This window comes from Chryseobacterium paludis (genome assembly GCF_025403485.1).
In the GTDB taxonomy this organism is placed as follows: Bacteria; Bacteroidota; Bacteroidia; order Flavobacteriales; family Weeksellaceae; genus Chryseobacterium; species Chryseobacterium paludis.
The window spans coordinates 489,902-515,268 of record NZ_CP099966.1; the positions used below are offsets into that span (position 1 = coordinate 489,902).

The following is a 25,367-nucleotide window of genomic DNA, read 5'->3' on the forward strand; positions in this document are numbered from 1 at the left end:
AAAATAGTATGTAATAATTATTAATTATTATTATAAATCTTTATTAAAAGTTTTCTGTACTAATATTTATACTAGCGCAGTACTGTAAAAATCAAGATTATAACTCATTGTCTTCTCATAAAATTTCTACTATATAATAACATTTGCGAACTCTTAAATCAATTTATATGTACTAAACTAGATGGGATTTTAATGTAACATATTTTTCAGTAATATCAATGACTTCATGTTTGTAATTTAATTTACTTACTATAATGTTATTCTTAACATCTCTATCAATTTGAAATAATCTATCATTATAGTTTTTAGCTATTTCTAAAAAAAACAAAAATAAATACAAACTATCACTTTTAAAATAGTATTTTTTAGAAAAATTGTTAATTACTTCAATCTTTGAGAATCTTGAATTGCTGAAAAATAAAGTAGAAACTATTACTTTTTGAATCGAATCTTTATCAAAGAAAATGTTACGATTTTGTAGATTATCGATCTCTGTGGTATTTTGTTTTTCGTCAATAATGCGAAGGGGATGTGAAACTTTCCCGAGATCATTTTTTTTGATCATCAACCGCCATTCTCTTTCATAATTCCAAATTACATCTTTAACAGAAATTGAATATATCATTGGAAGTAAAGCCTCTACAGTCATTTTACTTCCATTTAATATCCTAACTATAAACTTTTTAAATTCAATCCTTTCCAAAGGTTTATAATCTATTGGATACAATAATTTATTATCGCAAACTATTGAATCGAAAAACATTTCCTGTTTAAATTCTACGCAAAAGCCTAATTCGGAGGTGTAATGTGGCCAAAAAAGATTATTATCAAATGAATCTGTCAAGCATAAGACCCCTCGATGGGCAAAAAAATCTTCAGGAATATTTTTAGAGATATAATCAAACATGTACTGCCAATCATTTCCTGTCTCAAGTGTATATTCATCGATAAATGACTCCAAGTTCCAAAGTTGACTACTTCCTTCCATTATATCATTGAGCTTAAATGGATTCGAAAAATGCACTTTGCTTGTTATAAAGTTATTAATACTATTTTTATTAATCGAAAAATATTTATAAAGCTTATCTGGTAAAGGCTCGTGCACTTCAACTGCTAAATCATTATTATACAGGGTGAATGATTTGCGATCTAATGGTAAATTCATTTCTGATTATTAGTTAACCAAAAATACAAAAATTTTGATCTGTTTATTTTTTAAGGATGGGTTTTTATTTAAATATTAAAGAAAAATGTAGTATTTATTACACTTTATCAATATTTTAGAGAATTTTGATTAGTTTAAAATATAAATTCTTTATAGAAGAATTAAAAGAAATGTTGCAACTATTTTCGGATCTTTTCTACAAATATATCGGGTTTAAAAATCCCAACTCTTTTCAAGACCATGCCATATAGCATTTTTTCAGAAGATCTTATTTTAAATCGAGGTAAGTTAGAATAAATTTTCTTTCTGTGCTTTTGGGTATGATTGGAATTATAATTTCTCCAGTTTGCTTAAGCCTATTGTCTTTCATAGTCTTTGACGTTTTATTTTCTTTAAAATTAATTGTTATTAAAAAACCTTTCAAAAGAAAAGAATAGCAAGTTTCCGTTTCCAATTTACTTCTAAATGGTTGAACAATTAATTGATCAAATTCGGAGTTTTTATCAAGTTTCAATATATTTAATTGGAATTCTAAGTCATCGGTAAATGTATTTTCATATACAATTTTTCGAATCTTCTCATTATAAGGACCTAAATTGATGTCAGTAAATTCCTCAAACGTACAAATGTCAGCTCTAAATAAAATTGAAAGAAAGAAATTTTTAAATCTTTCATAATCTAAGTTTTCAACTTTTAGAGTTTCAATGTCTCCTGATTTTCCCTTAGTACATTTTACATCTTTATTTTTTCCTGACAATATATCAGCAAGGTAAGATTCATATTTTCCACCAATTAATCTATTTTCACAATCGCTGCATAATAGTCCTCCCTCATAAACACCTGACGAAGGTCTACTAATTTTAGGATTTTTCTTAATGATTTCTTCTGTGGATACTTTAATAATCTTATGATTTTTATCGTACAAATCTTTGTATAAAAAATCGGGGTAAATATGTGATTTCTTAACTAAAGTCTTTTCTATCTTGCATAACCTGCAGTTTTTCATAAATGATTTATTTAATTATTTTTAACCAACTGTTACATCCGCTTAAAATCAATATTAATGAAAAAACTAAGTATAGTCAAAATTTTTTAAACATTTAATAACTTTACAAAAACCACAAATATGAAAGCATTAAAAATCTACAGTATTATTTCAACTATTGCAATTATTGTATTTTCAGTTTCAGTTTACAATACAAATAAAGATGTTAGCAAAATAAAAAAAGAATTAAAAGAAACAGAAGAAGTTCTTGATCAATGTTCTGATTGATACTATCAGGAAGTTAATAAGTAAAAAAAATCCTAACTAGTTAGGATTTTATCTTTTTATACTTGCAAAAAAAATCTTCCAAAGTCATTTTCTTCTTTTGACAGATTTTAATTAAAGTTTTTAGGGACATATTGTAATCAGTCTTTGATGTTCCTAATGCAATATTTTTAATTCTTCTCACTGTACTTTCTTCTACACCGCATTTTGATGCAAAATCTCGCTGTGATTCCGCAGTTGAAATCCAGTTTTGGTAAATGTATTTACAAATAGCAATAATAACGTCTTTCTCATCGTCCATTACAACAAATTAAAAGAAAGAGCAAAAAAATAGTGCGGTTTTCTGTGCGCAATAGTGAAATATTGTTATATTTGTAAAATAGGTTACAATTAATGTAACTTTGCGATACTTCAAAGAATAATAGAAGCTATTGCTTAGAATCTCGCTTAGAAAACTGGTAATTTACGGAACGAGAGGATAAGTACTAAGCTCACGACCTAGGCGTGGGCTCTCTTATCTGTTCCAAGGTATACCAGTACCCCTAAGCTGATAACGTAGAGTCCCACGCCGTCTTTTTCCAATGCTGTTCGCTTTATCTCTACGTTACAATCTAAGCCCGCTTCCTAAAATAGTATCAGATTTACACGATACAATAGGATTGTACAACCTATTGCGGCTTTACAGCTTTCACGGGAACACAAATTTCATTCATATTCATTCATTCATTTTTTGATGGGTGCTTTGGGCAGGAGGTTTTGCTATGTCCTTAATAAAACTTCCTCCCAAGCCTCATTAAATAAATACATAACAACTAAAAACATTATCTAAGAAACAGAAAGTAACCAGTAACCATAGAAAAAAGAAAAGCCCTTTCCACAAAAGTTGACTGCTTGAGGAGGAAAGAGCAAAGTTTAACGAATTAAACCTTTTCAAAAGTATGAAAAAAAACTTTTGCAGCCTAAGCTATCTTCAAATGGCTTTTGGCTTCACATTGCTCGTCTCGGGTATTGCAATAGGGCAGGAGCGGAGTATTTCCGGTACTGTCACGGGGAATGACCGGCCTTTAAGTGATGTTTCCGTGTTTCAGGAAGGGAGCGATAAGGTCACTATGACCAACAAAAGCGGATTTTATCAGATAACAGTTTCAGGGAAAGACCCCGTCCTTATCTTCCGGTATCCGGATTATCCACAGCAAAGAATAGCGGTGGTTGATGACAAGCCCCTCGTTAATGTTTCCTTTAGTGAAAAGATTAAAGGGATTGAAGAAGTCGTGCTCAATGCAGGCTATTACAGGGTAAAAGAGAAAGAGAGTACGGGAAGTATAGCCAAGGTTTCGGCTAAGGATATAGAGAATCAGCCTGTCACTAATGTGCTTTCTGCGGTACAGGGAAGAGTGACAGGGGTAAACATTACCCAGAATTCAGGGGTTGCGGGTGGAGGCTATGATATACAGATCCGTGGGAGGAACAGCCTTCGTAACCTGACCAACAGTGTAGTGGATGGTAACCAGCCTTTGTATGTGATTGATGGCGTACCGATGGGAGGCCAGCTTAATTCAGCTTTCTCGGTAAGCATTATGCCCCTCCGAAATATAAGCCCTCTGAATGCCATCAGCCCGAATGATATTGAGAGCATTGAAATTTTAAAGGATGCTGATGCAACGGCTATTTACGGTTCAAGAGGAGCCAATGGGGTAGTGTTGGTTACAACCAAGAAAGGCAAAAGAGGTAAATTGGGAGTATTACTCAGTACCACCTATAGCATAAGCAGCGTGGGGAGTCATATGGATATGATGAACACCGAGCAGTATCTATCGATGCGAAGGCAGGCTTATGCTAATGATGGAATTACCGCATTGCCTGCTACCGCTTATGATGTCAATGGGGTATGGGATGTGGGCAGGTATACCGACTGGCAGCAGGAACTGATAGGGAAAAGGGCTACAGGAAGCATGACGCAGGCCAGTGTAAGCGGTGGGACGGATACCAATACTTTTTTAGTGAGCTTTTCCCATAATGACCAGTCTACGGTATTTCCGGGGGACTATCATTACAAGACTAATATTTTAAATTCATCATTCAGCCACTCTTCCTTAGATAAGAAGTTCAGGATTGAAGTGTCCAATATGTTTTCATCGCTTTCCAATAATGTGGTCAATACCGATCTTACTTCCAAAGCTTTAACCTTGAGTCCCAATGCTCCTATATTGTATGATTCAAATGGCGGCCTGAATTGGGAGAACAATACCTTTACCAACCCATTAGCCTCTTTAGTCAGTACCTATTCGAATAAGGTACTGCAATGGAACACTAATGTCAATACATTGTATAAGTTCTGGAAGGATTTTGTTTTTAAGACAAACGGTGGGATCAACTACCAGAACTTAGAGGAAGTTTCCCTGATGCCCAGTACGATGTACAATCCGGCCTATGGGATTACTCCGGAGAGTTCTTCTGCCTCGAAGAGCAGCAACACAGTATTCTCTTACATCATAGAGCCCCAGCTCTCATGGGCAAAGAGACTGGGTGACCATAAAATGGATATCCTTGTCGGGACTTCTTTTCAGCAGAGCACCAGCAGGCAGTCTTCCATGACGGGCGTAGGCTTTGCCAGTAATGCACTGATTAATAATATCGGTGCGGCCACTACAAAAATTATTTCGAATCAGATTACAAATCCCTATAAATATGCAGCCTTATATGCGCGGGTCAACTATCAATATAAAAACCGGTATATAATTAATATAACCGGCAGGCGTGATGCGTCCAGCAGGTTTGGACCCTACAACAGAGTTGCGGACTTTGGGGCTGCGGGCGGGGCATGGCTCTTTACCAAAGAAGTCCTGTTTGATAAAATCAAGTGGCTGAGCTCTGGTAAGCTAAGGGCAAGCTATGGGATTACGGGAAGTGATTTTATAGGGGACTACCAGTTCCTTAATACCTACACCATCGGTACTGTGAATTACAATGGGGTTACAGGATTGTATCCATCGAGGCTTTATAACCCTGCTTACAGCTGGGAGAAGACCAAAAAGCTGGAAGCGGCTCTGGAGCTGGGGTTTTTAAAAGACAGGATCACGCTGACCACTGCTTTTTACAGGAACCGCTCTTCAGATCAGTTGGTAGGGATTCCATTGCCTTCCATAACAGGCTTTTCCAGTGTTCTGGCTAATCTGGATGCTACTGTGGAGAACAGGGGCTGGGAAATGTCGCTTAATGTCAATGTTCTTAAATCCAGTGCATTGAAATGGGATTCCGGGATCAACCTGAGCATTCCTAAAAACAAGCTGATCTCATTTCCGGGGCTGGAAGGCTCTACCTATGCCAATACGTATAAAGTAGGCTATCCTACATCGATCGTAAGGGTATTCCAGTATGAGGGTATTGATCCGGTTACCGGACAGTATACCTTTAAGGATTTTAACGGGGATGGAAAGATTTCTTCCCCTGATGATGCGCAGGCCATAGAAAAAATAGGGGTTAAATATTATGGAGGCTGGCAGAACCAGGTTTCCTATAAAAATATCAGCCTTTCATTTCTTTTCTATTTCGTGAAGCAGAGAAACTGGAACTATATCCGCACCATGGCGGTTCCGGGTACAATGAACAATATGCCTGAAGAATTTGTAAACGTATGGTCCCAGAATAACCCGGGCGGAATGATCATGCCGTATTCAGCAGGCTCGAATGCGGTGGTCAACAGTCTAACCAATAACCTGAAGAACAGTACGGCTGCCATAGGGGATGCTTCATTTATCCGCCTGAAGAATGTACAGCTTAACTACCGTATAGAAAGCAAAGATAAATTCTTTAAAGATATAACGCTTTATGTGCAGGGACAGAACCTGTGGACCTGGACGAAGTATTTCGGGCTTGACCCGGAGTTCAGCGTATCGGGTTACCTGCCGCCGCTTAAAACCTTTGCTTTTGGAATGCAGTTGAACTTTTAAATATGACTATCATGAGAAACTATAAAAAAAATATATACCACATCACAGGTCTGCTGTTGATCATGCTGCTGCTCCTGCTTGGATGTGAAAAGATGGTAGAGATTGATGATCCGACCGATCAGATCAGTACGCCATCTGTTTTTGAAGACACCCATACGGCTGATGCGGCTCTGGCAAACCTGATGGCTGAGATCAGGGATAATTCCATGTTTTCAGGGGGAAGCAGGGGAATGTCTGCTTTACTGTCAAGCTACACCGATGATTTGGATGGGTACTTTATCAATAACAACAATGCTGCTATGGATATTTATCATAACCAGCAGCTGGCTGGGAATACAAGCATTGAATCGTTGTGGCGCAATGCCTATAAGGAGATCTATATCGCCAATTCGATTATGGAAGGAGTGGAAGGTTCTACCTCAATACCGGTAAAGGACCGGCAACGGATTGCTGGAGAGGCTATGCTTTTACGCTCCCTTATCTATTTTAATCTGTATCGGATATTCGGAGACATTCCTTATACCGTAACAACAGATTTCAGCATCAACAGGAATTTAAAGAGAATACCGGAAAACGAGCTTTTAGCGCATCTTGAAAATGACCTTCAAAAATCCTCCGGGATGTTAAGCGATGAGTATTCGGTAGCAGAGAGATTATACCCTAGCCGGAAAGTGGCTCAACTGGTATTGGCTGAACTGTACTTAACAGAGCATAAATGGCAGCAGGCAGAACTAATGGTAAAAGAAGTAATCGGTAGCCCTTTGTATGTTTTTGAAACGGATATCACCAAAGTATTTTTAAAATCGGGTAAACATATCCTCTGGCAGCTAAAGCCCCAGAATACAGGTGATGCTACCGCTGAGGCATTATTGTACTACTTTAATAATGCTGCGCCGCCTTCATATGCTATGTCTAATAATCTGGTATCTGCTTTTTCGGCTTCTGATCTCAGGAAGCAGAACTGGATGGTGCCTGTTACTTTTAACCAGCAGACGTGGTACAGCCCCTATAAGTACAAAAGCCTCTCACCGAATACCACAGAGCACTCGATTGTATTCAGGCTGGAACAGGCGTATTGTATTTTGGCAGAAGCCTTAGCGGAGCAGGGAAGGGTAGGAGAAGCAGTACCCTATATCAATGCTATAAGGCAGAGGGCAGGCTTAACAGCTCTGGGGCAGAATATTCCGAAAGACGCCTTTCTAAATGAACTGTTACAGGAAAAGCGCCGTGAGTTTTTTACAGAATCGGGGCAGCGGTTTTTTGATCTGAAGCGATTTAACCGATTGCAGGACCTTGCTGTGATTAAACCCAACTGGAAGTCCTACCATAAGGTGTGGCCAATCCCTTTAAGTGAACTATTACTGAATCCTAATTTAAACCCACAAAATGAAGGTTATTAAAATTATATACATCATTCTGTTATTCTTTTTTTCTCAGTTTAAAAGCCAGGCCATAAAAAAGGACAGATTGACTCCCGGACACCATAACCTTAAGTATACCATCATTTTTCAGGCGACTTCCCCGGACAGGAAATGGACGGTATTCCGGAAAGCCTACGAAGAAAACAGGGACACCATTGTTTTGGTGAATCATAAAGACCCCGGTATTGTCAAGCAATATACAGGAATTATAAAGTATTATTTTACGGGACGTTCCAATCTGCTTTTGGTAAGGAAGAATACCGCTGAACTTATTGGTCTTGGCAATAATGGGATAATTAAACGATGGGATAACCTGGTTAAAACTGAATTTTTAAAGCCTCTTAATAAATTCATTATTTTGCGTCAAAAAGAAGCATTAAAAAAGGATCTGGAATTGTGGTCTGAGGATCGTATGATTGATCGGTATGAAGATATTGACCGGTTTTTTATCAAGTCAAAGCAGATCTTCTTTACAAGAAGAGAAGATGTAAAAACACTATTGTATGAACAGACCAAGCCTGAAAACCCCATTTATTCAACTGATAAAGAAATTGTAGACTGTATGTGGTCCGGTAATGGTGAAAGTGCATGGCTGGAGAAACATAAAGAGAAAAGGGACCTGGCGTACATTAACCGGGATCACCGGGCATTCCATATCAGAAATGACATAGACTTGGACTTCAACGTTGCTCCGCTCATACCGATAGGTGATGGATCACGTTTTTTGGTAAGTTTTTCTTACACAAAAGCCATTCCCGAGCAATCAACTCATCCCGATATATGGCATGCTGGAGACCGAAAGCTGGAAATAAAATTTCATGGTGGTGAATCGGAGAAAAATGTAATCTGGGAACCGGAATTGCACCGGATTACAACAACTGATAATAAGCTTTCAGAGGCCATGGATATTGGTAATAACTCATATTTAATTAGTTTTGACCCTTACTTAAAACAGGACTACATTCGCCAAGTGCCTGATTTTGATTTTTACAGGTATAACATTAAAGAAGGCAAACACGAATTCATTGGCAATGGAGGTTATACTTTTCTTTGTGGATCGACTGGGAGGTTCTTTTTGTCAAATCCCGGCAATGAGTGGAGTTTATATGATGTTAACTCGCTTAGGGTAAAAAAATTAAAAGTTGGTGATCAAAGTAATGCCTACTTTTCCGAGGATGATCAGTTTATCCTGTTTGAAGTTGAAGGAGGGTTTTTAAGATATCAGACCAATACAGGAAAGCTTGTAAAAATTTCATTGTTAAAAGGCTTTCATCCAGGTATGATAAGTTCATCCAAAGAAAATCCCAAAAGTCATTATATGATCGCGAAAAAAAGTTCATACGATAGTAAAAAGCCCTTGCTTTTAAAAATGTATGACAGGGTTAATGATAAGACAGCAATCCTTTCTTATACCCCTCGATCCGGAAAAGTAATAACATTATTAGCTCCAACCAGACAAAGAATAGAAACGCTGGAACAGGAAAATAACCAGCTGCTGAGTTTTACAGCAGAAGATTATAACGTTCCCTCTTATATATCGGTTGTGGAGAATAAAAAAACAAAGGTTATTTATAAAAGTAACCCAGATGATAAACTGGTGTCCCGAATCCATAGTGAAAGGATCAGTTATACCAATTCGGAAGGAGTGAATCTTACAGGGATTCTCTATTATCCCGTTGATTATAAAGAAGGATCTACGTATCCGATGATCGTTAGTCTGTATGAAAGACAAAGCCATTTCGGAAACCAGTATTTACGGGATGGTTTATTTGAGCGTACGGAAGGATTAAATATCAGGTCTTATCTTGAAAATTCTTATTTTGTGTTTCTTCCGGATATTGTCTTTGGTAAGTCAGGGACGGGGTTTTCAGCTTTAGATTGCGTGAACAGGGCATTGGATGCTATATCCGGCAATAAGGCTATTGATTTCAAAAAGATGGGTTTGATCGGGCATTCACATGGTGGATATGAGGTTAATTTTATTGCTACGCATTCCGACAAGTTTGCGACCTATGCTTCAGGGGCAGGGAACAGTGATCTGATCCGGTCTTACTTTTCATACAATTACCAGTTTTTAAAACCTTTTTACTGGCAATTTGAAACCGGGCAATATGAAATGCCGGGAAGTTTTGAAGATCACAAAGAGTTATATGTTCAAAATAGCCCAATCTATAATGTGTCAAAGATTAATGCACCTATTCTTTTATGGACAGGGATGCATGATAAGAACATTGACTGGAATCAGGTGATGGAATTTTATATAGCACTAAAAAGGAATAAAAAGGATGCAATAGCATTGTTCTATCCAGATGAAGCCCATGGTTTCTGGAAACGACCCAATCAATTGGATCTGGCAAAGAAAATAAGTGATTGGTTTGATTATTACCTTAAGAATGGGAAAAAAGCGGAGTGGATGAATGATACAGAATAAGAAGTAAAATAGTAAGAAATAAAGGATGCCTTTTGGGGCATCCTTTTTGAATTATGGTCTTACAAAAAGTGAATTGGGACATGAGGTGTCACTGATCTTTTGGAACAGCTGCTCAGGACCATTTCCTAAATCTGCGGTACACATTACTGTACCCTCTGTATCACATACTACATGGCTGTCGATACATTTGATTACTTCGGCAGGACGGAATGCATAACCATTTAAGGGTACTTTCGAACTGCTTTTGTTAACATTGCTTGCAAGAGCTGATGTTGCGCCTATCATCACAATGGCGACAGGCAGAATGAACTTTTTCATAATATTAAGGTTTGTTGTTTTGCCTACTCTGTGGTAAGGTTTTCGGCTTCCCCTTTTCTGAAATCCTCAGTAATCGCCTGCGCATAACGATAACGGATGATTTCATTGCCTATGAGCGTATAGAAATATTTTGATGTTGCGAACATTTGGATCATTTTATTCTTCCCTCTGTTCTGCACATAAAAACTCCCGCTATAGCTTTTGCTATGGGTATTGTAGATGTCAATGATGGCATTGGTTTTCCACTGGTCACGGTTTTCATAACTCCCCATGAGGTTGGACTGGTTAAAAATTAAACCCTGACATGCAGTAGCCATTTTATTTACCGTAAAAGGTGGAGCGGTCATCTTAATTTTTCCGTTGGATAATACTTTGCTTTGAACTTTTGCAATGTTTGTTGTATCAATGGTGTTCTGTTCGCTGAAATTTCCTGATGCCGTGATTTTAGCGATTTTGTTACGGTAGTAATAGATGTAATAATGATCACTTGTGTCGTTGTCCGAAATGAGCTGGCCGTCCGTATCAAAAATACCATCCTTTTGTTTTTTGATGATTTCGGCGTTCAGATGATATTTTCCCGAGACGGGTTCTATCATCCCCAAGGAGCGTACCCTGGTATTGGGATTAAAGGTTCTGAAAGCCATATGGGTGGAGTCCGTTATGGCTAGCTGGTCAAAGTAGATCTTTTTATAGCTTAATGTTTTTGCTTCAGGTTTACCTGTGATGCCTCTATACATAATGGGAACACTACCGTCTGCCAGATAAAAATAAGGACTGCGGGCGTAAAGCCGGAGAAATTTAAATCCGTGATCATAATCATCCAGTTTGACACTGTACTGTCTGAAACGATTTAAAGATTCATCTACTTCGGTTATGGTGAGAGGGCTGGTGTAATTTCCCAGAATAATTCTCCCATTACTTATGCCTGCAAAATAGTAGGAATTGGCACCCAGATCAAGGCTTTTTTCTTCCATGATCGGATGGTGTGGGAAGCGGCGTATAAAATTGTTATTTTTTTTGATCATCCGTTCAGAGGAAAAAAACAGGATCAATACCAAAGAAGAGCATGAAAATAGGGTAATTATAACCAGTATAGATGTTCTCAGTAACCGGGTTTTTGATCTCTCAAGGATATATATGCTTATTATGGCGACTATTACACAGCCTATATTAAAGATCAAATGCTCTTCCCATCCTAGTTTTTCCAGTACACCACCACAAGAACAGGGCACAAATTCACTGTAATGAATAATCAGATAGATGTATATGGTGAATGAAGCCATGATGCCCAATGAACCATATAGTCCCCATAAGCGGTATTGTGGAAAAACAAGAAGGCCAACGATTAATAGCTCTGTGATGATCACTGAGTGGGAAATAATTCCTGCGTAGGCACTTAATAACGGAGATTGTGCAATCTGTACCTGGAAGTTCTCAAAATCCAGTACTTTGCTGATACTGGCATAACAGAACAAGAGAATAAAAAAATACGCGATAAAGTGGGGTAGAATAGTGACCGTTTTTTTCATGATTATATATTTGATGTGGTTGGTTTATCCGATCTGAATGAGTTTCCAGTTGACTTTTTTGCCGCAGTAGTCAGGCATTCTGGTGCCTTTTGCAATAGGACAAGTGGTCTTAAAATTCCCCATACTCTCCCAAATACCACTGGCAGGACATGGTGAACCAGTGGGGCGGATAATGGTTGATATATAGGGAATCGTTTTCATCGTTTCAGTCTATGATCTTCCAATCCTGTCCATCTTTTACGGGCGGGTCTTTTTCTGTTATAATAGAATCAGCCTTAGAAGTGTCTTTTTTAGAAGTTCTATTCAGCTTTAGATTTTGTTGTTGATTTTCTTCAGTATCGTCTCCCTGACGACAGCTGTGTGTTGCTATAAATAACAAGATGCTGATAATAAGTGGAATATACTTTTTCATGATTCATTTTATTTAATGGTTTAAAAAAGCAATCCCGGCCGGGTTTGTCTGAATTCGTATTCCAAAATTATCCCTGATTGTCATAAGAAAAAACTCATCAGTGAAGGTGTTTAAAAATTAAGACGTCCCAATTTTTAAATCATGACAAGAATATTTTTGTAATAATTCTTTATTGTTCATCTATTTTTAATGTTTGGCTGGAATTTCTGAATCGGATTCCTATTTCACTTCGTTTTGATATAAAATGTTTAAATTTGGTAGGTCTGGTTTATAATATTTCTGTATGACAATCACTAGATTACTTTCCTTCATTATTCTCTTCTCTTTTGTTGATTTTTTTCCGCAGACTACGGATGAAAATTATATGGATATTAGAAGGCGGTATGAAAACCTTCAAAAGAATAATTCCAGCGCTTTGCCATCGGTACGGCGATATATTGAAAAAGCAAAAAAGGAAAAGAATTACTCCCGGCTGGTTCAGGGGTATAAGGATGCCGTGCTTTTTTCTCCCCTGGAAAAAAATAAGATGCTATATGCTGACAGTACTATTTTAGCATCATTGAAATCAGAAAACAATGATTTGATAAGTACGGCATATCTGGGTAAGGGGATTATTTATTACTTTAATTTCAAGAAGTTTGAACTGGCTCTGGATGAATATCTTAAAGCCTATCATTATGCAAAAAATACCAGGGACGATTATCTTAAACACAAAGTAAAATACCATCTGGGTGTGGTTAAAAGCTACCTGGGGTATTATCATGAAGCTTTGGAGCTGTTTACCGACTGTCATCTTTTTTTTGAAAAAAAATCCAGGGAGAGACTGCATCCTAATGAATTGTATAATAATACAAGAGGGTATTACAATACCCTACACCAAATGATGGTTTGTTACAGAAATCTCAAGCAATTTAAAACTTCCGACAGTCTGGTCAATATAGCACTTTCAAAGACCTATGATATGGATGATTTTGCTCTTGAGCGTGGGTACTTCTTTAAGTGTAAAGGTTTAATGGAATATAATCACAAAAATTACAGGTCTGCAATATCTGATCTTAATCAGTCTTTGGATCCCATCATCAATGCACAGGATTTTGCCTGGGCGTCTGTCGTCTATTACTATTTAGGTAAAAGTTATAGAAGTACGGATGAAACAAAAAGTCTGCGATATTTTACAAAAGTCGATTCGATTTTCAATACCCATCATTTTATATTGCCGGAAGTGAGGGGGAGCTATGAAGAGCTGATTAACAGTAGCAGGAAGGGAAAAAGTCTGGAAAAAGAATTGTATTATACCAAGCAGCTGCTCAGGGTAGATAGTGTCATCAGCAAAGACTTCACTTATTTGTCTGCGAAAATTCATAAAGAATATGATACAAGAATACTTAGTGATAAGAAGGAAGAGCTGGAGAAAAAGAGTATGGGGAGATTGATCTCAACGGTTGTTTTTATCATACTTACAGCATTCTTTTTATGCCTGTTTATAGTCCGTTATTACAGGGAACGAAGGATTCAAAAAAAATACGCAGAACTCCAGCAAAAGCTAAGCTCTCCAAGTCTGAAAATGATTAAAAATTCAGAGAATAGGCAAAGTGAAACAGTGGATGAAGAAAAAAAAAGTATACTGAGTTTGGAGCAGAGAGAGGAATTATCTACTAAACTTTCAAAGTTTGAAACAGGCAATGGCTTTATCAAAAAAGGGCTTACACAAAGTAAATTGGCCTCACAGCTTGGTACAAACACTTACTATCTGTCAACATACATTAACGAAAATAAAAAAGTCAATTTTAACCGATACTTAGGTGACTTACGCATTGCATACATTACAGAGCTTCTGAATTCCAATAAAAAATACCTCAATTATACCATTGAAGCACTGGCCGAAGAATGTGGCATTTCCTCTAGGCAGAATTTCTCAGATCTCTTTTATGAAATCAACGGAATAAGGCCTAAAGACTTTATCCGGAAAAGGAAGGAAGAACTGGAAGGTCTGTAAATATGAGTCTGTGTCATTTTCTGAAGGAAGGGCTATTTATCTATATATAAAACTTTTCCGAATCAAAAAATGCCATAGTAAACATTATTTATTTTCAAATATTGAGATGGGTGCCAATTATTTAATATTTGATTATCAGTATTATAAGTTAGTGTCATATATGTGTAATAGGAAATTATTTACAATACAATTTTCATTCGTGTAATATTATAAAAGTTATTTAAAGCTGGTAAAATAGTATGTAGTATTTATTTACGTTCCAGGCAGTAAATGACAAATTATTTTTATGATTCTAAACGCACAAATGGATCAAATGTATCAATACAGGGTAATCTACCCTGTATTGAATACAAAAATTCCATTAAAATGATTTTAATGGAATGAATTTATTTTTTATTAATATTCTTCATCCAAATATTTATATCCTCATTAGATGGTATATTTAATTTTTTCCTTAATCTATTCTTTCTGGTTTGTATGGATTGAGGTTGTACAAAAGTATATGTGGCAATATCTTTAGATGAAAAATTGAGAAATAATAAGGCACAGAATTTTAATTCACTATTTTGCATCTGAGGTTCTATCTGTTGTAATGCAGGGAAAAAGTCTGGATAGACTTCAACAAATCGGGTGAGAAATTCGGAATCATTATTTTTTGCAAGCTGTACTACCTCATCAAAAGCGAGATTAAGTTTTTTACTTAGTATGTTGGTTTCTTTTTCTTTTTGCATGATTTTTTTCCGTTCCTTACGAATTTTTATTGTGATAAATAAAAGAAGAACTATCACAATCAGAATCCCGGCACAGATGTAATACATCAAATATTGAATTTTAGATTTTGCTTTTTTTTCTTTGTGTTTAACTAATTCTTTTACTGTGGATTCAGTCGAATTTTCTCTAATCTTTCGTAAGTTATCACTTAGAAACTTACGTTTTTGAATATATTCCTCAGTCAGCTTTTTATCTCCTTTTTTTTCATACGCTTCAATTATTAGTTTGTATAGGTACTCTAAGGCAAAATTGTTTTGAATCTTTTTGGTAAGGGCAATTGCTGTTTCATAATTTTTAATTGCCAGATCATATTCTTTTTTGTTACAATGAATAAGGCCTCTTACCTGGTATAATTTAAAAATCTTTTTACCTACTAATTTTTCCGGTTGGTTTTCCAGAAGCTTAAGGTCTATTTCAGCAGAATCTATTTTTTTTTTCGTCAATCTTTAATTCTATTGATTCTAATAAAAACCATACTAAATTGTTTTTCAATTCTGAATTTAGTTTTTTTTGTGATTGCAAAATATGAATGGCTTTATCGGTGTATAATGCTGCAGAATCACATTTATTATTCCGTCTATATATCAGACCCATATTATAATATGCTTCTGATTTTGATTTTATTTTTGCCTTATCATCGGTCATCTGATCAGATAACGTAATTATTTCCTCAAATTCATTAATAGCTTCTTTGTATAACCCAATATTCATATAATTATAGCTGTGAAGGGTTAAAATAGTGATTTGATTAGAGATACTATTTTGAGTATATCTTTCTTTTTCGGCCAGTTTTAAGTAAAATAAACTTTTAGAATGGTTTCCTGCAAAAAAATATCGGGTTGCCAGGTTTATACAGCTTGCAACAATACCTTTCGAATATTCTATTTTATTAGAGTTATTTAATATGATAATATTTGCTTTAATACATTCATTGGTTTTCCCATTTTTGAAGAAATTATCAGCCTTTGTAATTTCTGAGTCTATATATTGGGGTGTTATTTTTTGCTGAGCAAATAGTAGGGAAGAAAATAAAAGAAATAAAATTCTTATCATTTATAAATTATTTTTAATGTGTAAAATGTATTAATTAATAAAACTAGTTAAAATATAGATAATCGCGAATTGCTTTAATGTATTGGTAAATGATTTCGTTATTATCAATTCATTTTATAGGGAGATTAAAGTCAAAACGGTGTCAAAAGACGGCTTAAAAATATAAAATTATTGTTTATTGCTGGCTGATTTATGCAGATTACTTTTTATATGAATGGTATTTATTTGGTTGATTTTCAGGTGTTTGATTTTTTGTAATATATGTGTAATAGCATCTGACTGTATGGTTTATTTGTTTAGAATGTATAATTGCAGAGTGATCGATAACTGATTGTGATAATTAATAATAAAAAGAATAATTAAAAACCACAACCAGATTTTATGGAATCACAATTTTAATAACATAAAATATTTATTCATGAAAAATTTTAAAATCATTATTGCAGCCTTAGGGCTACTTACTTTCGCAGCATGTGAAAGATCAGAGGAAAACCTGAATTCGGCAGCTCCTTCACAGGAGGATAAAAAGAGTTTTAAGTTGGGTGCAAGATTTGTAGATGAAAATGTTTATAAAACATTTAAAACGGCAGACATGGAATATTTAAGCCTTAAATTTAAAGGTAAGAATTCAGCATCTGTTGCTGCATTGATTCCGGCATCTTATACTATTGCAAGTTCAGCTATAGGAAATCAAGGTGGTGAAGGTTCTTGCGTAGGTTGGGCGACAGCTTACGCAGCAACAAGTTCACTTGAATATAATTTTAAAGGAATATCTCAGGCCAGAAGCCCAGAATATGTGTACAATCAAATTAAAATTGGATCATGTAATGATGGCTCTTATATAAGCGATGCATTGAATCTCATTAAAAACCAAGGTGTTTGTAGCATTACTGAGATGCCATATAACGATACGAACTGCTCAGTGCAGCCAAGCGCATCTCAGAAAAATGCTGCAAGTACCCATAAATTTACAAGCTGGGCAACAGTAGATAATACTAATATTGCCAATGTGAAAACCCTATTAAGCATGAATCTTCCTATTATTATTGGCATTCCTGTAGACCAGGCTTTTTGGAATATTGGAAATACGGGATGGATTTGGAAAAAACGCTCTGGCCGGGTGGATGGAGGCCATGCTGTTTGTGTAATAGGATATGATGATAACAAGCAAGCATTTAAAGTTCAGAACTCCTGGGGTGCAGGTTGGGGATCAAATGGTTATTTTTGGATTGATTATTCATTTTTTGCAAAATCCAGATTTAATACTGCAGCAAGAGCTATAAGTGAGAGCTATGTGGCCTATGTAGAGTAATAGCCTGCCGTAGGATGTATTTACAGTTATAATTTGTTATAAAAATTACTATTTATTAATGACCGGAAGTTCCGGTCATTTTTACTAGATGCCAATAACTTAGAAGTATCATAAGTTTATTCTTTTTACTAGAAATATTTTTTTAGAATTGCCTGATCTTATCAGGAACACAAGATGAATAAGTTTTTAAATTCAATGAATATCAATTGTTTGAAATTTTGTAATAGCTATGTAATAGCCTATTATTAAATAGATGGATTATTAGGGCGTATCATTGTAGATAGAAATTAGTCATAAAACGGGATCCATCACCTTATGTATTCCAATTGTGATCATTTTCAATAAAAGTTTATATTATTTTAATGGCCGGGATTTTCTCGGTCATTTTTATTGTCTGAATATAATTAAAGACGATAGCTGGCTGATACTTTCCAAAAATGCTATTATCATTTGAATAAATTTTATAATACTCTCTATTTGTTTAGCATATAATGAATTCGGTAACCAATGCAGTGTGGATAAATGATAAGTTAATTTTTCAAGTTGTTGCTTTAAAATAGGGTTATTGGAAACAAGGGTAGTTGTTATTTAAGTGACTGAAATGTAGTTGTTTGAAATTATGTAATAGCCTTGTAATAGCCCATTGTACTATACACAGGTTATTTAAATGGTATCATTGCATCATGCAATACATAATTGGCTTCTTTTATTAATATTTTATATTCATATAGCTAATTAGAACAACATTATACATGAGTTGATCCCCATATTAGTCATTATGATAAGTGGTTCAATATAATTCGAAATACGGAATAATCTACGATGATTCAATCTCTATAACGCAAATAATAAAAATTTTATGAAAAAAAGAACAAGTATTTGTATTTCTGTACTATTTTCTGGTGCAGTATTTTCCCAGGTGGGCATTAATACAATAAACCCACAACAAGTCTTCCATATTGATGGACTAAAAAATAATCCGGCAACAGGGAGCCCAACAGTTCAGCAGCAAACAGATGATTTCGTGGTAACAGCTGATGGTAAAATAGGTGCGGGAATTACGGCACCTACTCAAAAACTGGATGTTGATGGGAAAGTAAGAATAAGAAATACCGAATTTTTAACAGAAACCCATTCTCCTTTATATGTGGATGAAAATGGGGTTTTGGGAAAGTCAAATGTTATTGAATCACAAATAGCATTTTTTACATCAAAGAATACGTTTAATTATCCTGCAGTAAGTTATAATAATGGGGATGAGCAGACTGTTCCTGTAACATTGAACGATAGTTCCCTAAATAATATTGGAGTAACTGTTCCGGCAAATGGACTGGTCAAGATAAGCAAAGGAGGAGTTTATATGATTTCAGCGTCTGTGACTCCACAATTGAATTTTGTAAATGATGGTGATGGGTACGCTTACATGGCAATAAATATTGATATTTCTACAAACGGAGGCACGGTTTGGCAATCAGTATCTGGGGGAAGACCTATTTTTCCCAGATTGGCGGTAGGCGCTGTAAGAAATTACTCATTTACAATACCTACCATAATCAGAACATTAAATACTGATGACTTACTTAGGATTAAATTTTATAGAACCATGCAAAGTGGTGGTGGATCAACAGCATTGCAGGGCTCTAGCCTCAATACTATTTCATTTGGGAGCTCATATGGTGCCCCTACCTATACTTTGTCAATAACCAAACTCTGATACCATTGTATTTATTTAATTTTAATATTAAACAGGTGTGAATAATTAACACCTGTTTTTAGTTCATAACCCCATGGTTTAGTTAAGATAGGTATGACTTTATAATCTTAATTTTACTTATTTATTTCTGTTTTTTTACTTTAATAATAGTTTTGAGTTTTTTAATAAGAGAATAGTATTTTGTGTAACTGTACATTCTGGACCGGTTTAGTGAACCGGTTAATTGATCGCTGAAATTAATATCCTTCATCCAAATATAAATGTCAATATTTGATGGGATTCTTAATTTCTTCCTTAATCTGTTCTTTTTTGTTTGTACGGACTGCGGTTGTAAAAGGGTATATTGAGCAATATCCTTACTTGAAAAATTGAGAAATAACAAGGCGCAAAACCGTAATTCACTGACAAGCATCTTGGGTTCTATTTTTAAAAGTTTTGGAAAAAAATCAGGATAAGCTTCCTGAAATCGGTTAAGAAATTCCGGATCATTGTTTTTAGCCAGCCGTACTACTTCCTCAAAATCAATATTAAGTTTTTTATTTAATAATTTTACTTCTTGATTTTTTTCATTTAAAACTTTTTGTTCTGTGCGGGCTCTTTTAAAAATATATACAGAAATAACGATTATCAATAGGATCACTACAATAATAATATTAACTAAGAAATCACTCTTGGATTTTAGTTTTTCTTCTTTTTTTGTCACTAATTCTTTTACAATATTTTCCGTTGAATGCTCAGAACTGGTATTTAAGCTGTCTTTTATGGAGGTAAGTTTCTTATAAACTTTTCTGTATGATTCTTTATCGTTGATTTTCAGATATACCTGAGATAATGACCGATTTAAATCCGATATTACATGAATGTTTTTTGTCTCTTTAGTCAGTTCCAATGCTTTTTTATAAAAACTAATGGCTGAGGCATAGTCTTTTCTCCTTTCACAGATTATACCCCTTAGTTGATACGTTTTTGCATTACTGACTAAAGTTAACTTTTTAGATTGTGCTTCTACTTCGCTTAAATATATATCTGCAGAGTCAATTTTATTTTCATCAATTTTAACTTCCACCAATGCTAAATGGGCCAAATCTGACATATTTTGCATTTTTGGGCTTCTATGGTGCGGTAATATGTTAATTGCTTTCCTAACACTTAGGGTGGCTGAATCAAATTGTCCTTTGGCCCTGTACGTTACACCGAGATCAATGAATATAGATGCTTTATTGTATATTCTTATTGAATCAACAGTGATCTTATCTGATAATTCAGCCACTTCTTTAAGCTCTGCAACGGCATCTGTATAAAGACCTATTGCAATATAATTATAACTGATAAGATGTTTTATTTTCATCTCTGTATAAACATCGTCTTTAGTATACTTCTCCGTTTTTGCCTGATTTAAATATTCCAAACTTTTTTTATAGTTCCCTTCAAAAATGGAAATATTGGAAAGATTTAAATAGCTTAACGTAATTCCTTTTGAGTAATGGATTTGTTTAGATTTTTCTAAAATATCCTCATTCCCTTTTAAATATAAATCATGTTTTCCTGTAAGTGATAAGGCATTTACTTCCGTAATTTTTGAATCAATATATTGGGGCGTGATCTTTTCCTGGGCAAACAGACAAACAGGAAATAAAAAGAAGAAAATTTTCATCATAGTTTACGGATTATAAAAAATGTTTTGGCTAATAACTGATTGTATATATCTTTTCTGATTGAATTTTTTTATTGATAAATTATGAATCCAATACATTGATAAGTGGGATGTCAGCAATATGAATTTATTCAATTGATGACGTATATAAAGCTAGGGAATATTTTAATAAAAGCATATAATTATAAAATGGGTTAATAGGTTTTATACATTTATCTTTAGTGATTAGGATTAATCATTTCCTCCGTTGTTACAATACGTAATAGTAAATCCCACTTATTGAAAGCAATATTAAGAATTTGGGTGACTTAAAACTATAAGGGACATATGACATAGGTATTACATGTTCAAATTTTTCAGAAATTTTAATAGGAGAAATTCATTTAATTTTTAGGAATCAATATTTAGGAGCATGTATAGCTTCTTTTCTTTTTAAACAAGCAAAAACTATTAACTGATTATGTGATTGGAAGCAGTTTATTTAATTGTCATATCTGTGTAATATATTTTTTTTTCTTGTGTTTGGGATAATGATATATTTTTGGGGTATTAATATGCAATATATTTGATAATCAGAATGATAGTCAGTGTGTTGCGAAAATATAATAAAATGAAAAAAATATTTTTACCTCTGATTTTACTTATCTCAGTTACTGCGTATTCGCAGGTTGGTATCAACAACACAACGCCTAGTGCGTCATTAGATGTTGTAAGTAAAGGAAATACAAATGCAACAAAAGCATTGGAAATTAATGATAATACCAATAAGGAATTGGTAAGTGTATCAGATACCGGGGTTGTACGTCTTGAAAACTATAAAAGTTACAGCTTTTTGGGAACTGATTCCAATGGTAATCTGAAAGACGGAGCTGCATTAAATATTCCAAGCATGGCAGCTATCGGGACAATAATAGGAGATTCATCTTTAGAGAACGCAAATGTTTTTTATACCATACCATTTACGATAAATAAAATAAATGCAGATAATCTTACTTATAATAATGGTATTTTTACGGTAAACAAAGCAGGATATTACTCAATCACGAGCTATAATTATATAGTACTGACAAACGGAGGCGGTAGCGCTCAATCACAAATATTTAAGAATACAAGTGTTGCTTCTTTAACATTAACCGGGCATGGTGACGGATCGACATTTGTAGGCCATACAACAAACTATACCGGATTTTATGGTGTGGGAGATCAAATAATTATAAAAGCAGATTATACAAGAACATTCAGAGTCTCATCAGGCTCACTCAGTATTGTTTACTACGGATCCTAGGATTCTTAGTGTTTTCTCAATTTTTTTCTTTTAACGATTCTAAAACACAAATGAATCAAATGGCGTCTATACAGGATGTCCCTGTCCTGTATAAGGTGCTATAATAATGCCTGCATATAAAACTTTTTGTAGATGAATTTTAAATATATACACATAGGTAATCTTATTCAGATAAAATTTCAAGAAAAGAAAATAAAAATTGACAGAGCCTGTCTTTTTTTTAAATGCACTGAACACGATATTAAATGTATGTTTAAGGAAGAAAGTATTTCTGTAGACATTCTTCTTAAGTGGTGTAAATTATTGGAATATGACTTCTTTAGGATATATTCCCAGCACTTGATCATGTATTCACCTCCTGCATCTATTAATTATAATAAGTCCACTTCTAAACTTCCATCTTTTAGGAAAAACATCTACACAAAGGAAATTATAGAATTCATTCTAAATCTGATGGCAACAGAACAAAAAACGAAAAAGCAGATCATAGAAGAATATAATATACCTAAAACGACTTTGTATAAATGGCTTATTAAGCATTCGGAATCGAAAATTTAACTATGATTTATGAAGAAATATCCTGATCATAAAAGAATTTATGAGGATATCTTAAACTCAGAGTATCCTGATAAACTAGCTGAATGTAGTGGAATTCTAAGGAAAAAAACACTTTCGACATTAGATATCATATCACTTAATGTGATAATTTTTGGTCAAAAAGACAGAGAAACTTCACTTGTTAACCAAAGACTTCGTGCTTACAGTTATGAAGCTATTGTAGATATTCTTGAATATCAAAGAAAACACAATATGACAAATTCAGAGATTGCTTTGCATTTTAAAATTAGTAGAAATAGCATTGCCAAGTGGAAGAAAAAATATGAATAATATACTTACTTTAAAAATACAGTTTTTAACCACTGCTTAGGTGATTTACATATTACATACATTTTAGAGCTTTTGAATTCCAACAAAAAACACTTCAATTATACCATTGAAGTACGCCATGGTTATACACCCGTATTTTTTCAAGAAATATACTTTCGCATCTGGCATTGAAGATTATGGTTACTTTTTTTATATAACAAACGAGGTATTGCATCTTTCGGAAAAAGAAGAAAAATCCGTCACGGATATTATCAGTAATGTTGAATAGGAAATAGATGCGAATATGGACTCCTTCAACCAGGATCTTTTGGTATCAAATCTGGATCTCTTACAGAAGTATTGTGACCGTTATCGTATATAGGTTTATCATTAGAATTCAGAACATCCTTCAGCTGATAATATATAAATTTTCTTTTGATACAGAGATTATGTTACAATTTTTCCTGATTCAGCTACTCATATTTAGCTATTTGTCATGAACTTTGCTGTACTTAATGAAAATAAGACCATGCTAAAAATCTTAATTATTGTAACCAATACAGGAATGTACGCCAGCGGTAGATTAGAGACTGGTTTATGGCTAAGTGAATTGACACATATCTATCATGCTGCCAAAGAAAAAGGCTATAAGATTACAATTGCCAGCCCAAAAGGTGGAAGCGTTCCTGTTGATCCGGAAAGCCTTAAAAGATTCACACTCGATAAGATCTCTGAAAAATATTGGACCGATAAGAGCTTTAGGGAATTGCTTGGAAATAGCCACCCATTATCCGATGTTATTCAAAAAGAATATGATTTGGTCTATTTAACTGGTGGGCACGGTACAATGTATGATTTTCCGGATGACCCAACTATACAATTCATTATTAAAAATCATTATGAAAAAGGAAAAAAAGTCGCCGCCATTTGTCATGGTGTAGGAGGCTTGCTTAATATCAAGATTTCTAATGGTGAATATTTGATAAAAGGAAAATCCATTACCGGTTTTGACTGGTTTGAAGAAAGTATTGCCAGAAGAAAGCGAGAGGTTCCATTTAATCTTGAAGCAGCGATCAAGGAACGGGGTGCAGATCTTAAGAAAGCTTTTATTCCGATGACTTCAAATGTTGTGGTGGACGGAAATCTAATTACCGGACAAAATCCATTCAGTTCCAAAGAAATGGCGAAAATAGTTATTAAAGAGCTTGATAAACAATAGTATAATCTGCGTCGGACGAGAATGAAGCTTTTGAGAATATGGGAGAAAGTAAATAGGCAAGCTGAAATTTAAGGTTAGAATTTGACATTTTATAGATATTGTCTTTGAGTTCCATAAATTCAAATCTTTGTAATTTTCTAGAAAAAGGACATGGCAATGAAAACATTTTTTAGAAAAATTGCAAAACTACAGGAAGATTTAGAGAAGGAACTGGAATTGATTCCAGAAAATACGAGCGATCTTATCAGTTCCGGAGAGATGGCTCTTTTGAAAATTGATGATGCCATCAGGAGTGTTAAAAAGTTGGTTAAAGGTACTACATTTGAGAGTATTGCCGATGAGGTATACTTTTTTAAAGATGTAAAGCCATTTTTTATCTCCAGGTATATTTTCTACTCCAATCAAATAAGAATCGAGAGCCTGAAACCCTCAGGGAGTGAAAAAGTTCTTAAGAAGTATTATACAGGCGAACTTCACAGGTTAAAATTATACTACGCTGAAAACAGTGAGCTTTATAACTACTATCGCAGAAACGCTACATATTTGGATCATAAATATTTTACAAGAAAATCATTTGATCTGAAAATGAATCTGCCCACAAGTCTTTACGATTTTGATGAAGATTTTACGACTTCTCATGATCATAAAGTCTCGGTATTACTGGGCTATGAAATGTTAGATACTTACCTTTTGGAAGCTATTAATGGTATCAGCAATCCCCCTCTCGCTGATAAGAAATTCAATATATCCTGGACCTCTTCTAAGGTTTCATTAATAGAACTGATGTATGCGCTGCACTTAACCCAATGCCTTAACGGTGGGAATATCGACTTTAGTGAAATGGTAAGATGGGCTGAAAAAGCATTTGATATTGATTTAGGAAATTTCTACAAGACTGTTGGCGAAATTAAGAGCAGAAAATATAACACGACCAAATTTTTACAGCTTCTTACAGAGAACCTTAATAAAGCATTCATTGAAGAGTGAGGGGATGGATTTT

22 protein-coding genes are annotated in these 25,367 nt (G+C 34.6%); 12 read left to right on the forward strand and 10 right to left on the reverse strand.

The window, feature by feature from the left end:
* Positions 1-172: 172 nt before the first annotated feature.
* Positions 173-1,165, reverse strand: a complete 993-nt coding sequence (locus NG806_RS02060) for a DUF2971 domain-containing protein (RefSeq protein WP_261511768.1) — start codon at positions 1,163-1,165, stop codon at positions 173-175.
* Positions 1,166-1,433: 268 nt separating this feature from the next.
* Positions 1,434-2,171 (reverse strand): hypothetical protein, encoded by a 738-nt coding sequence (locus NG806_RS02065; RefSeq protein WP_261511769.1) that lies wholly within the window; start codon positions 2,169-2,171, stop codon positions 1,434-1,436.
* Positions 2,172-2,291: 120 nt separating this feature from the next.
* Here NG806_RS02065 and NG806_RS02070 point away from each other — a divergent pair, with 120 nt between their 5' ends.
* Complete coding sequence (locus tag NG806_RS02070) at positions 2,292-2,438, forward strand: hypothetical protein (RefSeq protein ID WP_261511770.1); 147 nt, start codon at positions 2,292-2,294, stop codon at positions 2,436-2,438.
* Positions 2,439-2,478: 40 nt separating this feature from the next.
* Here NG806_RS02070 and NG806_RS02075 read toward each other — a convergent pair whose 3' ends face one another.
* Positions 2,479-2,736, reverse strand: a complete 258-nt coding sequence (locus NG806_RS02075) for a helix-turn-helix domain-containing protein (protein WP_261511771.1) — start codon at positions 2,734-2,736, stop codon at positions 2,479-2,481.
* Between the two features lie 637 nt (positions 2,737-3,373).
* Between NG806_RS02075 and NG806_RS02080 the strand changes: the two genes are divergently transcribed.
* Genes NG806_RS02080 through NG806_RS02090 form a run of 3 tightly spaced genes read left to right on the forward strand, consistent with a single transcriptional unit; the run spans position 3,374 to position 10,237 of the window.
* A complete protein-coding gene (locus tag NG806_RS02080) occupies positions 3,374-6,385 on the forward strand; it encodes a SusC/RagA family TonB-linked outer membrane protein (RefSeq protein ID WP_261511772.1) in 3,012 nt (1,003 codons plus the stop codon).
* Positions 6,386-6,396: 11 nt separating this feature from the next.
* Positions 6,397-7,785 (forward strand): RagB/SusD family nutrient uptake outer membrane protein, encoded by a 1,389-nt coding sequence (locus NG806_RS02085; protein WP_261511773.1) that lies wholly within the window; start codon positions 6,397-6,399, stop codon positions 7,783-7,785.
* On the forward strand, positions 7,772-10,237 hold the full coding sequence (locus tag NG806_RS02090; protein ID WP_261511774.1) for an alpha/beta hydrolase family protein: 2,466 nt from the start codon (positions 7,772-7,774) through the stop codon (positions 10,235-10,237). The genes NG806_RS02085 and NG806_RS02090 overlap by 14 nt, the downstream gene beginning before the upstream one ends.
* 51 nt (positions 10,238-10,288) lie before the next feature.
* On the opposite strand, the gene NG806_RS02095 is transcribed toward NG806_RS02090, so the two are convergent.
* The 4 genes from NG806_RS02095 to NG806_RS02110 are packed head-to-tail and all read right to left on the reverse strand — an operon-like array spanning position 10,289 to position 12,496.
* Entirely contained in the window at positions 10,289-10,555 is a 267-nt protein-coding gene (locus NG806_RS02095; RefSeq protein WP_261511775.1) for a DUF6520 family protein, read from the reverse strand.
* Between the two features lie 23 nt (positions 10,556-10,578).
* A complete protein-coding gene (locus NG806_RS02100) occupies positions 10,579-12,084 on the reverse strand; it encodes a MauE/DoxX family redox-associated membrane protein (protein ID WP_261511776.1) in 1,506 nt (501 codons plus the stop codon).
* A 24-nt stretch (positions 12,085-12,108) separates the two neighbouring features.
* Positions 12,109-12,285, reverse strand: coding sequence for a hypothetical protein (locus tag NG806_RS02105; protein WP_261511777.1), 177 nt, complete (start codon positions 12,283-12,285; stop codon positions 12,109-12,111).
* Positions 12,286-12,289: 4 nt separating this feature from the next.
* A complete protein-coding gene (locus tag NG806_RS02110) occupies positions 12,290-12,496 on the reverse strand; it encodes a hypothetical protein (RefSeq protein WP_261511778.1) in 207 nt (68 codons plus the stop codon).
* A 283-nt stretch (positions 12,497-12,779) separates the two neighbouring features.
* Here NG806_RS02110 and NG806_RS02115 point away from each other — a divergent pair, with 283 nt between their 5' ends.
* Entirely contained in the window at positions 12,780-14,492 is a 1,713-nt protein-coding gene (locus NG806_RS02115; protein WP_261511779.1) for a helix-turn-helix domain-containing protein, read from the forward strand.
* A gap of 386 nt (positions 14,493-14,878) precedes the next feature.
* Here NG806_RS02115 and NG806_RS02120 read toward each other — a convergent pair whose 3' ends face one another.
* Together NG806_RS02120 and NG806_RS02125 are read right to left on the reverse strand one after the other, a co-directional pair.
* Positions 14,879-15,706, reverse strand: coding sequence for a helix-turn-helix transcriptional regulator (locus NG806_RS02120; protein WP_261511780.1), 828 nt, complete (start codon positions 15,704-15,706; stop codon positions 14,879-14,881).
* Positions 15,678-16,316: a hypothetical protein gene (locus NG806_RS02125; RefSeq protein WP_261511781.1), complete on the reverse strand. Its 639-nt coding sequence runs from the start codon at positions 16,314-16,316 to the stop codon at positions 15,678-15,680. Before NG806_RS02125 ends, NG806_RS02120 begins: the two co-directional genes overlap by 29 nt.
* Before the next feature lie 418 nt (positions 16,317-16,734).
* Here NG806_RS02125 and NG806_RS02130 point away from each other — a divergent pair, with 418 nt between their 5' ends.
* Together NG806_RS02130 and NG806_RS02135 are read left to right on the forward strand one after the other, a co-directional pair.
* The gene (locus tag NG806_RS02130) at positions 16,735-17,628 is read left to right on the forward strand and encodes a C1 family peptidase (RefSeq protein ID WP_261511782.1); all 894 of its coding nucleotides are present in this window, start codon (positions 16,735-16,737) and stop codon (positions 17,626-17,628) included.
* An 859-nt stretch (positions 17,629-18,487) separates the two neighbouring features.
* Positions 18,488-19,342 (forward strand): hypothetical protein, encoded by an 855-nt coding sequence (locus NG806_RS02135; RefSeq protein WP_261511783.1) that lies wholly within the window; start codon positions 18,488-18,490, stop codon positions 19,340-19,342.
* Between the two features lie 121 nt (positions 19,343-19,463).
* Here NG806_RS02135 and NG806_RS02140 read toward each other — a convergent pair whose 3' ends face one another.
* Positions 19,464-20,999, reverse strand: coding sequence for a tetratricopeptide repeat protein (locus NG806_RS02140; protein WP_261511784.1), 1,536 nt, complete (start codon positions 20,997-20,999; stop codon positions 19,464-19,466).
* A 607-nt stretch (positions 21,000-21,606) separates the two neighbouring features.
* Here NG806_RS02140 and NG806_RS02145 point away from each other — a divergent pair.
* The 5 genes from NG806_RS02145 (at position 21,607) to NG806_RS02165 (ending at position 25,354) form a co-directional block, all read left to right on the forward strand.
* Entirely contained in the window at positions 21,607-22,281 is a 675-nt protein-coding gene (locus NG806_RS02145; RefSeq protein WP_261511785.1) for a hypothetical protein, read from the forward strand.
* A 249-nt stretch (positions 22,282-22,530) separates the two neighbouring features.
* Positions 22,531-22,839, forward strand: a complete 309-nt coding sequence (locus NG806_RS02150) for a hypothetical protein (protein ID WP_315941749.1) — start codon at positions 22,531-22,533, stop codon at positions 22,837-22,839.
* A 9-nt stretch (positions 22,840-22,848) separates the two neighbouring features.
* A complete protein-coding gene (locus NG806_RS02155) occupies positions 22,849-23,169 on the forward strand; it encodes a helix-turn-helix domain-containing protein (protein ID WP_261511787.1) in 321 nt (106 codons plus the stop codon).
* A 508-nt stretch (positions 23,170-23,677) separates the two neighbouring features.
* Entirely contained in the window at positions 23,678-24,367 is a 690-nt protein-coding gene (locus NG806_RS02160) for a type 1 glutamine amidotransferase domain-containing protein (RefSeq protein WP_261511788.1), read from the forward strand.
* Between the two features lie 156 nt (positions 24,368-24,523).
* Positions 24,524-25,354 (forward strand): RteC domain-containing protein, encoded by an 831-nt coding sequence (locus NG806_RS02165; RefSeq protein ID WP_261511789.1) that lies wholly within the window; start codon positions 24,524-24,526, stop codon positions 25,352-25,354.
* Positions 25,355-25,367: the final 13 nt, after the last annotated feature.